Annotated in this window: 8 protein-coding genes; 3 read left to right on the top strand and 5 right to left on the bottom strand. The window is 72.8% G+C overall.

Going from position 1 to position 9654, the window contains the following annotated elements; genetic code table 11:
- Nucleotides 1-174: 174 nt before the first annotated feature.
- Nucleotides 175-2382, bottom strand: a complete 2208-nt coding sequence (locus tag AAH991_RS39285; protein WP_346231045.1) for a beta-glucosidase family protein — start codon at nucleotides 2380-2382, stop codon at nucleotides 175-177.
- Between the two features lie 110 nt (nucleotides 2383-2492).
- Here AAH991_RS39285 and AAH991_RS39280 point away from each other — a divergent pair, with 110 nt between their 5' ends.
- Nucleotides 2493-3068, top strand: a complete 576-nt coding sequence (locus tag AAH991_RS39280; RefSeq protein WP_346231044.1) for a TetR/AcrR family transcriptional regulator — start codon at nucleotides 2493-2495, stop codon at nucleotides 3066-3068.
- Nucleotides 3069-3092: 24 nt separating this feature from the next.
- On the opposite strand, the gene AAH991_RS39275 is transcribed toward AAH991_RS39280, so the two are convergent.
- The gene (locus AAH991_RS39275; RefSeq protein ID WP_346231043.1) at nucleotides 3093-3707 is read right to left on the bottom strand and encodes a trimeric intracellular cation channel family protein; all 615 of its coding nucleotides are present in this window, start codon (nucleotides 3705-3707) and stop codon (nucleotides 3093-3095) included.
- A 311-nt stretch (nucleotides 3708-4018) separates the two neighbouring features.
- Between AAH991_RS39275 and AAH991_RS39270 the strand changes: the two genes are divergently transcribed.
- Nucleotides 4019-5233 carry a PP2C family protein-serine/threonine phosphatase gene (locus AAH991_RS39270; protein ID WP_346231042.1) on the top strand — a complete coding sequence of 405 codons (1215 nt, stop codon included), beginning with the start codon at nucleotides 4019-4021 and terminating at the stop codon, nucleotides 5231-5233.
- Nucleotides 5234-5246: 13 nt separating this feature from the next.
- On the opposite strand, the gene gap is transcribed toward AAH991_RS39270, so the two are convergent.
- Nucleotides 5247-6245, bottom strand: a complete 999-nt coding sequence (gap, locus tag AAH991_RS39265) for a type I glyceraldehyde-3-phosphate dehydrogenase (protein ID WP_346231041.1) — start codon at nucleotides 6243-6245, stop codon at nucleotides 5247-5249.
- A 165-nt stretch (nucleotides 6246-6410) separates the two neighbouring features.
- Nucleotides 6411-7358, bottom strand: coding sequence for a GlxA family transcriptional regulator (locus AAH991_RS39260; protein ID WP_346231040.1), 948 nt, complete (start codon nucleotides 7356-7358; stop codon nucleotides 6411-6413).
- 173 nt (nucleotides 7359-7531) lie between these two features.
- Here AAH991_RS39260 and AAH991_RS39255 point away from each other — a divergent pair, with 173 nt between their 5' ends.
- Entirely contained in the window at nucleotides 7532-8098 is a 567-nt protein-coding gene (locus tag AAH991_RS39255; RefSeq protein ID WP_346231039.1) for a hypothetical protein, read from the top strand.
- Nucleotides 8099-8227: 129 nt separating this feature from the next.
- Here the strand turns inward: AAH991_RS39255 and AAH991_RS39250 are convergent.
- On the bottom strand, nucleotides 8228-9654 hold a 1427-nt coding region (locus tag AAH991_RS39250), incomplete at its 5' end, for an NEW3 domain-containing protein (RefSeq protein ID WP_346231038.1).

Genomic DNA, 9654 nt, shown 5'->3' with positions numbered 1-9654 from the left:
CAGCGGCGCCGGCACCGCCAACGGCGCCAAGGTACAGATCTGGACGTGCAACGGCCAGAACAACCAGAAGTGGACCCGGGTGTGACCCCGATGTGACGCCCGGCCCCGGAGCCGGTCCGCCGCGGCGGACCGGCTCCGGGGAAGTCTCGCGATGCCGCGCCTGCCTTCCGCCTGTCAGACGAGCGCGAGTTCGGCGGGCGCGGTGACGGCGCCGGGGTCGCCCGCGTAGGAAGCGGCTTCGATCACGGCCGTCGCCGAGGCGGGGACGAACCCGCCGGGCGTCCACCTCCGCAGCGGCCGGGTCGAGGCGGGCACGGTGACCCGGGCCGATTCCCCGGCCGCGAGCTCGACGGTCGCGAAACCGAGCAGGACGCGGGTGGGGAAGTCGTCGGCCGCCGCGTCGATGCCGGTGGGCCGCCCGTAGAGCTGGACGACGTGGCGGCCCCCGCGCGAGCCGGTGTTGGTCACGGTCACGACCGCCGTGAAGCAGTCCCCGTCGGGAGCGCTCACGGTGAGGTCGGCGAGGGCGAAGCTCGTGTAGGACAGCCCGAACCCGAGCGGGAAGGCCGCCGCGTGGCCGTCCCGGTCCAGCAGCCGCTGGCCGAACCACTTGTCGTAGGTGATGGCGGTGGCGTCGCGGTCGAAGTACGGCAGGTGCTCCTCCGTGGCCGGAATCGAGTACGGCAGCCGCCCGGCCGCGTCGGCGTCGCCGAGCAGCACGTCGGCCAGAGCCCGGCCGCCCTCGCAACCCGAGTACCAGGAGATCAGCACGGCGGGTACGGCCTCGCGCCACTCCTCGGTGATGACGGCTCCGGCGGTGACGATCACCACGACCGTGCGCGGGTTGGCCGCCGCCACGGCACGGATGATCTCGGCGTCGACGGGCCGGAGCCGCAGGCTCGCGCGGTCGCCGCCGGCGCTTCCGCCGCTCATGGATTCCACCGCGCCGGGCTCGGCCATGAAGGCCGCGAACGACTGCCCGGCGGGGTCGTCGCCGGGCGGCGGGAACAACGCCATCAGCTCGGCGTCGGCCAGCACGTCCCCGCCGACCCATTCGCCCTCGTCGGCGGCGGTGTAACCGGCGACGACGACGGCGACGTCGGCCTGTGCGGCCGCGGCGGCGGCCGCGGCAGGGTCGTCGTCGGCCACATGGGTGATCCGCGTGTCCGGGAGCGCCTCGGTCAGCCCCCGCAGCGCGGTGATCACCTCCGGGGCGCGTACGTCGGAGGAGCCGTTGTCGCCGGTGTTGGCCACGTCGGCCAGGCGCCCGACGACCGCCAGGGAGGCGAGGGCGTCGCGGTTCAGCGGCAGCAGGGGCGCGTCGCCGACCGGGTCGTTCTTGAGCAGCACCATGCCGCGGGCGGCGACCTCGCGCGCCAGCGCGCGGTGCTCGGCGCCGAACACCACGTCGAGCGGGGGCTCGGGCTCGGTGAGGGCCGCGTAGTGGCGCACTTGGGTGGTGAGGATGCGGCGGGCCGCCCGGTCGACGTCGTCCCAGCTCGCCCGGCCCGCCTCCAGGTCGGCGGCCAGGTGCTCGGCGCGCTGCTGGCGGAAGGGCTCCTCCACGTCGAGCCCGGCGCGCAGCGAGGCGGCGGCGTCGCGCAGGCCCCAGATGAAGTCGGAGACGGTGACGCCCTCGAAGCCCCACATCCCGCGGAGCACGCCCTCCATCAGGTGCTCGTTCTGCCCGGCCCACTCCCCGTTGACGGAGTTGTAGGCGGTCATGACGCCCGACACGCCCTCTTCCACGACTCGCCGGAAGTGCGCCAGGTAGACCTCGTGCAGGGCCGCGTCGTCGGCGGTGACGTCGACCTTGAACCGGGCGTTCTCCATGCTGTTGAGCGCGTAGTGCTTGACGACGGCCATGGCGTTGCGCTGCACTCCCCGGGTCAGCGCCGCGCCGAACTCGCCGAGCAGGACCGGGTCCTCGCCGTACGTCTCCTGGGCCCGGCCCCAGGCCGGGTGGCGGGGCAGGTTCACGCACACGCCGCCGAAGAAGTTCGCGCCCTGCGCGCGCAGTTCGAGCCCGATCGCGGTGCCGACGCGCTCCTCGAGCTCGACGTCCCAGGTGGCGCCGCGGGCCATGGAGACCGGGAAGGCGGTCGACTGCCCCATCACCACACCGCGCGGGCCGTCGGAGAACAACAGGCCGGGGATGCCCAGCCGCTCGACGCGGCCCATGGGGTAGGGGGTGAGGTTGTACCCGTGTGTCATCATGTCGGCCATGCCCTGCCAGAACGGCAGGTCCCCGTCCAGCAGCCACAGGCGTTCCTCGCGGGTCAGCTGCGACAGCAGCTCGTCGACCGCCTCGTCGAGGGGCCGCCCGGCGCGCACTGCGGCGACGGCGGCGGAGAATGCGGTCGGGGAGGAGGGCGTCGACATGCGCACACAACTCTCTGAACAGGCGCGACAGCGCTATCTACCAAACGGTAGATAACCTAGGCTGGTATCGTGATCGAATCAACCCCCCGTCTTCCAGGAGCCAGGACGGCATGACCCCCGCACCGGGACGGCGCCGGCTGCCGCTCGCCGAGCGCCGGGAGGAGATCCTCCAGGCGGCCACCGAGCTGATCGCCGCCTCCGGCTTCAGGGGCGTCACCCTCGAGGCGTTCGCGGCGGCCTGCGGCATGACCAAGGCGGGGTTGCTGCACCACTTCCGCTCGCGGGAGGACCTGCTCATCGCGGTCCTCGAACGCCGGGACACCCTCGACCTCGCGAGCGTCGCCGACACGTTCGAACCGGCGCCCGACCCCGCGACCGCCCGCGCCGTCATGTCCGGATTCGTCCGGCGCAACCTCGCGCAACGCTCACTCGTGCAGCTGTACACGATGCTGTCGGCGGAGGCGCTGGACCCCGCGCATCCGGCGCACGCCTACTTCCGGACGCGGCTGGTCGAGGGCCGCGCCATGCTCGAGCGCTATCTGCTGGCCTGGCATCCCCGGCCGGACCGGGCCGCGGTGGACCTGCTCGCCTTCCTCGACGGCCTGCAGCTCAACTGGCTGCGTGACGACGACATCGACTTCCTCGCCCAGTGGGAGGCCTTCGCCGACCGGTTCTTCGCCCCCTGACCGCCGTACGAGGGCCCCGGGCGGTCACCGCGCCTTGCCGACGCCCTTGGCCAGGGGCGCGCGCCAGCGGAACCGTACGGCGAGGATGCGGAACGCGAAGGCGAGGACGGCCGAGGACAGGGTGGCGACGAACCCCCGCACGTCCAGCGCGTGCAGCGCGACCATCACCGTCGAGCCGAGCATCGCCGGAACGGCGTAAAGCTCCCGGTCGTAGAGCAGGGTCGGTTTCTCGCCGGACAGGACGTCCCGGATGACGCCGCCGCCGACCGCCGTACAGACTCCGAGGAACACCGCGTGCATCGGCGCGAGGCCGTAGTGGAGCGCCTTGGCGGTCCCGACCGCGCAGAACAGGCCGAGGCCCGCCGCGTCGAAGACGAGCACGGCGGGCATCGCCCGCTCGACCTGGGGATGCCAGAAGAAGGCGATGACGGTGGCCACGACCGGCACGAGGAGATACGCGGTGTCCCGCAGCGCGGCGGGCTGCACGCCGATGAACAGGTCGCGGACGATGCCGCCGCCGACCGCGGTGAAGAACGCGAGCACCGCGATGCCGACCACGTCGAGCCGCTTGCGTACGCCCTGGAGCGCGCCGGACAGGGCGAAGACGAAGATTCCGACGAGGTCGAGCACGGGGGTCACAGGCCCTCATTCTCGCACATACCGCCCAAATCGCCGCGTAGGTCACGGCCCGGCGGACCACCCGCATGGGGGTGCCCTTACGAAGGATCACTCGGAGCGTCGAGCATGCCGCCGGTCGCTGGCCCGCGCATGCCCTCCGCATCGACCGCGTGTGAAGCGAGCCGGGGTAGCGTCGGGACTGTGTGGCGTCGAGGGCCAGGGGGCCGCACCCTCCGCCCGCCGGCCGCGCGAGTCCGGACGACACGGGCAGGGGTAGCGGGGGGCGGCATGTGACCGGGTGTCCTGACACCGGGCGCATATGGGGCGGTCTGGTGCGCGACCACCACCTCACGCCACTGGACGACCTGGCGTCCTCGGTCATCGAGCACGTCCGGCCGCTCGGCTTCACCGAGATCATGATCTACGTGGCCAGCCTCCGGCCGCTGTATCTGGTGCCGCTGCCCGGACAGCGTGACGTGTACGGCGAACCGCTGAACCGCGTCGCCATCGACACGACCCTGGCCGGGCGCGCCTACCGGAACCAGGAGATCGTCCAGGCGCGCCCCGCCACCGACCCGTACGTCGCCGAGGCCGCCGAACCGCTGGGCAGCGAGGGGCCCCGGCGCCTGTGGGTGCCCATGCTGAACGGCACGGAGCGGGTCGGCGTGCTCGGGGTGACCGCGCCCGTGGTCGACGAGACCACCGAGCGGATCGCGAACGAGCTGGGCAGCCTGGTCGCGCTGCTGGTGGTGAGCAAGCGGGCCTACAGCGACGCCTTCGCGCGGCTCGTGCGTACCGAGGAGATGCACCTGTCGGCCGAGATGCTGTGGACCCTGCTGCCGATCAGGAACTTCGCCACCGACACCATGACCGTCAGCGCCGGGCTGGAACCGGCCTATCACGTCGGCGGCGACGCGTTCGACTACGCCCTCGACGGCGGCACGCTCCACATCGGGATCTTCGACGCCATGGGGCACGACACCTCCGCCGGCCTGACCGCCGCCATCGCCCTGAGCGCCTACCGCAACAACCGCCGCCGGCGCAGGGCCGGGCTGCTCGACATCAGCGACGCGATCGACGAGGCGATCGCCGGGCAGTTCGCCACCTCCCGGTTCGCCACCGGGGTCCTGGCCGACCTGGACCTTGGCACCGGATGGCTGACCTGGGTGAACCGGGGGCACCCCCCGCCGCTCGTCCTGAGACAGGGACGGGTGGCCTCGGTGCTGGACAGCCCGCCGGACACCCCGATGGGTCTTCGCCTGGGCCCGGCCGCCGTGCTCGCGCGCCGTCAGCTCGAGCCCGGCGACCGGCTGCTCCTCTACACCGACGGCATCGTCGAGGCGCTGACTCCCGAGGGGGACAGGTTCGGGCTGGACCGCTTCGCCGACTTCGTCATCCGGCGGGAGGCCGACGGCGTCTCCGCACCGGAGACCCTGCGCCGGCTGATCCACTCGATCCTCTCCTACCAGCGCGGTCAGCTCCAGGACGACGCCACGGTGATGCTGGTCGAGTGGCGCACGGGGCGGCACCGCGAGCTCGCGCTGTGAGCGCGGCCCCCGCTCAGTCGCGGGCGAGCAGTTCGAGCGTGTCGACGACGCGGTTCGCGAAGCCCCACTCGTTGTCGTACCAGGCCACCACCTTGACGTGCGTGCCCTCGACCCGGGTGAGGGCGGCGTCGAAGATCGACGACGCGGCCTGGCCGGTGATGTCGCTGGAGACCAGCGGCTCGTCGGCGTAGTCGAGGATGCCCTTGAGCCGGCCGTCGGCGGCGGCGCGGTAGGCCGTGAGCACCTCGTCGCGGGTGACCCGGCGCGAGACCGTGGTGTTCAGCTCCACGAGCGAACCCACCGGGACCGGCACGCGGATCGAGTCGCCCGACAGCTTGCCGTCCAGCTTCGGCAGCACCAGGCCGATGGCCTTGGCGGCCCCGGTGGTGGTGGGCGCGATGTTCACGGCGGCGGCGCGGGCCCGGCGCAGGTCGCGGTGCGGGCCGTCCTGGAGGTTCTGCTCCTGCGTGTACGCGTGCACGGTCGTCATGAAGCCGTGCTCGATGCCGGCCAGGTCGTCCAGCACGGACGCGAGCGGCGCCAGCGCATTCGTGGTGCACGAGGCGTTCGAGACGATCACATGCGCGGCGGGGTCGTAGGCCTCGGTGTTCACGCCGTAGGCGAGCGTGACGTCGGCGCCGTCGGAGGGGGCGCTCACCAGCACGCGCCTCGCGCCCGCGTCGATGTGCGTGCGAGCGGCGTCCGCCTTGGTGAAGCGGCCGGTGGCCTCCAGCACGATGTCGACGCCGAGCTCGGCCCACGGCAGCTTGGCGGGCTCGCGCTCGGCGAGCACCCCGATACGGCGGCCGTCCACCACGAGATCGGTTCCGTCGACCTCGACGGAGCGGCCGAGGCGGCCGAGCGCGCTGTCGTACTTCAGCAGGTGCGCGAGGGTCTCGGGGGCGGCGAGGTCGTTGACGGCGACCACGTCGAGCTTGCTGTCGCGCTCGAGCAGGGCACGGAGGGTGTTGCGTCCGATCCGGCCGAATCCGTTGACGGCGATGCGGGTCATGGAGGCTCCTTTCGTCACGGGCTCCATGGTCGGCGCGCGGCCGCCGGGACGACAGTGGCCCGAACGACACCGTGCGCAAGAATCCCGCCAGAAGTTTCGCCACCGATCGCAAGGATCTCGCCACCTCGCAGGAGGACCGGCGCGGCTGCCCGTCAGGCCGGGAGGTCAGGCGGAGAAGGTGTGGCGGTAGTCGGTCGGGGAGGTGCCGAGAATCCGCTGGAAATGCAGGCGCAGGTTCGCCCCGGTGCCCAGCCCGACCCGGTCGGCGATCTGCTCCACGCCGAGATCGGTGCGTTCGAGCAGTTCGCGTGCCAGGTCCACGCGCGCCCGCAGCACCCACTGCATGGGCGTGTAGCCGGTGTCCTCCACGAACCGCCGGGAGAAGGTGCGCGCCGACACCCGCGCGTGGCGGGCGAGGGTGTCGAGTGTCAGCCGTTCGGACAGGTGCGCCAGGGCCCACTCGCGGGTGCTCGCGAACAGGTCGCCGAGCGGTTCCGGCACGCTCCGCGGGACGTACTGCGCCTGGCCCCCGCTGCGGTAGGGCGCCGCCACCAGCCGCCTCGCCACGTGGTTGGACAGTCCGACGCCGTGGTCGCGCCGCACCAGGTGCAGGCACAGGTCGATGCCGGACGCGGCGCCCGCCGACGTGAGCACGTTCCCCTCGTCCACGAACAGGACGTTCTCGTCCACACGTACGAGCGGATGTTTGTCGGCGAGGGCCTTCGTGTAGTGCCAGTGGGTCGTCGCCCGCCTGCCGTCGAGCAGGCCCGTCGCCGCCAGCGCGAACGCCCCCGTCGAGATGGCGGCGAGGCGGGTCCCGCGCTCGTGGGCGGCCATGAGCGCGGCGACGACCGCGGCCGGCGGTTCCGTGGTCGCCGGCTCCCGGTAGCCGGGGATGAAGACGGTGTCGGCCTGCTCGAAGGCGTCGAGGCCCTCGGCCACGTGATAGGAGAGGCCGTCGCCGCCGGTCACCATCCCGGGGGCGGCGCCGCACACCCGCACCTCGTACGGCATGCTCGGCCGGCTGGAGAACACCTGCGCGGGGATGCCGACGTCGAGCGGCTTCGCCCCCTCGAGCACGAGCACGGCGACGCGGTGCTTGCCCTGGCTCATCGGCCTCCTCCTGCTCCGCCGCGATCCACGGGCGTCTGTCTCGCATCGTGACCGCGATGACCTCTATCGCAAGCATCCTGCCATCGCACCGCAGGACGCATCGCCGAGGATGATCTTCTCGGCGGACAGGCGTTAGGCCGCCCCGGCCCTGTAGATACTCAGGGAAGTCTCCGATGCGCGCAGTCGCGGTCTTCCGGTCGGCAGCGGTGGTGCTGTCGCTGTGGGAACTGCTGGTCGAGCCCATGTTCGCCGAGGTGGTGACGGTGGTCTGCAGCGGTGGCCTGCCGCTGGACATGGCGTCGCCCGGCCCGGCGGCCGGGGCCGCGGAGTTCCTCGGCGACTGGCTCGCCCTGCTTCAGCCCGCGTTGCTGGCCCTGGCCGCGGCTTGGGCGCTCCGTTCACGGCCGGGAACCGCGCTCCGGCCGGCCCGTTCGCCGGCGTGGCCCGGCGCCGCCTGGCTGGGGCTGACGGTCGCCCTGCTCCCCACCGCGCTGGCCGAGGCCGGGAAACGTCTGGCCCCCGAACCGCCCCAGTGGTGGCGCGAGTGCCTGGAGGACCAGTCGACTCCGCCGTCCCTTGTGGCGCCGCGCCTGGTCCTGGCCTGGCTGCTTTCCCCCGCCACCATGGTCCTGCTGGCCGGTCTCGCGGGCCGACGTCGGCACCGTCCTGCCGCCCCGCTGCTCCCGGTGGCCGGCGGGCCTCCGCCCGCGGGCCCCGGCTCACCCCGGCGGGCGAGGTGAGCCGGACCCCGGCAGGGCGCACGCGCGGTCGGCGTGCCCGGTCTTCGCGTCGAGCCCGGCGGGGCCGGGCTCGACCTTGACCTTCCCGCCGGTGCGGTCAGCGGCCGGCCGGGGAGGCTCCCGGCAGGGTCAGCCGCAGCTGGCCGCGGTGTAGGCGGCGTCGTAGGTCGAGGTGACCTGCTTGCCGCCGATCGTCGCGGTCGCCGTCACGGTGACCTTGCCGGCGTCGATCTGCTTGGCCCGGGTGTTGAAGGACTGGTAGGCCTGCTTGCCCGGAGCCACGTCGGCCACGGTCTTGGTGCCGTACGGAGTGGTCAGCGTGATCGTGGTCGGCACGTCGGAGTCGTTGACGGCCGTGACCGCCAGGTAGGCCGAGGTGCCGATGCAGCGGGTGGTGGCGGTGACGGTCAGCTTGACCGCCGGCGGCGGCGTGACGGCGTCGAGCGCGACCGCGAAGATGTGCATGGTCGCGACCCCGTTCGCCGCCCGCGCGCTGATGTTGGGCAGGTCGACGCGGGAGATCTCCTTGTTCTGCAGCGCCACGCCCGCGTAGTAGATCGTCGCGGCGGTGTTCTGCCGCTGGTTGTTCGGCCGGTTCTGGTAGGGGGCCACGACGGCGGCGTCGCCCTCCGGCCTCGGCGCGCCGTACCAGTCCGGGCTGCTGAGGGTGAAGGTCTGCCTCGTGCCGTCCTTGTACACGATGGTGGCCGGTCCGGACACCGCGCCGTAGGTGCCGGTCAGCAGGAAGCCGAGCGTCTTGCCGGTGCCGGTCACCTTGAGGGACTGCCCCGAGGCGATGGCGTTGTCGGGGGTGCCCGCCGCGACGTTGGGCCAGGTGAAGTTCAGCCCGTTCTTGGTGACGGTGGCCCCGGGGGTGACGCCGACCGACGCCAGCGCCTGGGCGGAGATGCTGGCGTTGTTGCCGTCGAAGTTTCCGGGGGCGGTGTTGTCGTCGTCGGTGACGCCGACGTTGCTGAAGAGCTCCTCAAGCGGCTTCTCCCCGCCGCCCCACACCTGCACCTGGGCCTTCGCGGACGCGGTCCAGTCCGCGCCCGCCTCGGTGCCGCTCACCACGCCGGTGAGGACCGCGGTGCCGGCCGCGGCGCCGGCGGCGGGAGTGACGGTGAACTCCACGGTGGCCTTCGCGTCCGGCGCCAGGGGCCCGACGCCGGCCTGCGCGGGGGCGATGGTCCATCCCTCCGGCGCCTTGACAGACACCGTCGCCGACGCCAGCGACGCCTCGACCGCCCGCACGGTGACCATGACCTTCGCCCCCTGACCCGGCGAGACCTCGACGGGCGCGGTCATCGTGACCTTCTGCAGCGCGTACGCCCGGTAGGTGTGCCCGGCCTGCGCCGTGATCGTGACGGCGTCCGGCTCGGTCTTTTCCACCTTGACCGTGCCGCCGGCGACGTCGAGGAGCTTGTGGCGGCCGGTGAAGATGCCGCCGCGTACCTTGACGACACCGTCGCGGTCGGGCGTGATGCGGTACTCGTCGGCCTGCCCGTCGCTCCACTCCGCGCCGACGGTGTGGCCGCCGCGGCCCCGCAGGCCCC

The organism is Microbispora sp. ZYX-F-249, from assembly GCF_039649665.1.
GTDB classification, from domain to species: Bacteria; Actinomycetota; Actinomycetes; order Streptosporangiales; family Streptosporangiaceae; genus Microbispora; species Microbispora maris.
The sequence above is the reverse complement of the archived record's forward strand: the minus strand, read 5'-3'. Positions and strand labels throughout refer to the sequence as shown.

Coding starts and splice junctions, on each gene's coding strand:
- AAH991_RS39260 (WP_346231040.1), bottom strand. CDS start 7,358: ATGAGCCAGGGCAAGCACCGCGTCGCCGTGCTCGTGCTCGAGGGGGCG.
- AAH991_RS39285 (WP_346231045.1), bottom strand. CDS start 2,382: ATGTCGACGCCCTCCTCCCCGACCGCATTCTCCGCCGCCGTCGCCGCA.
- AAH991_RS39280 (WP_346231044.1), top strand. CDS start 2,493: ATGACCCCCGCACCGGGACGGCGCCGGCTGCCGCTCGCCGAGCGCCGG.
- gap (WP_346231041.1), bottom strand. CDS start 6,245: ATGACCCGCATCGCCGTCAACGGATTCGGCCGGATCGGACGCAACACC.
- AAH991_RS39255 (WP_346231039.1), top strand. CDS start 7,532: ATGCGCGCAGTCGCGGTCTTCCGGTCGGCAGCGGTGGTGCTGTCGCTG.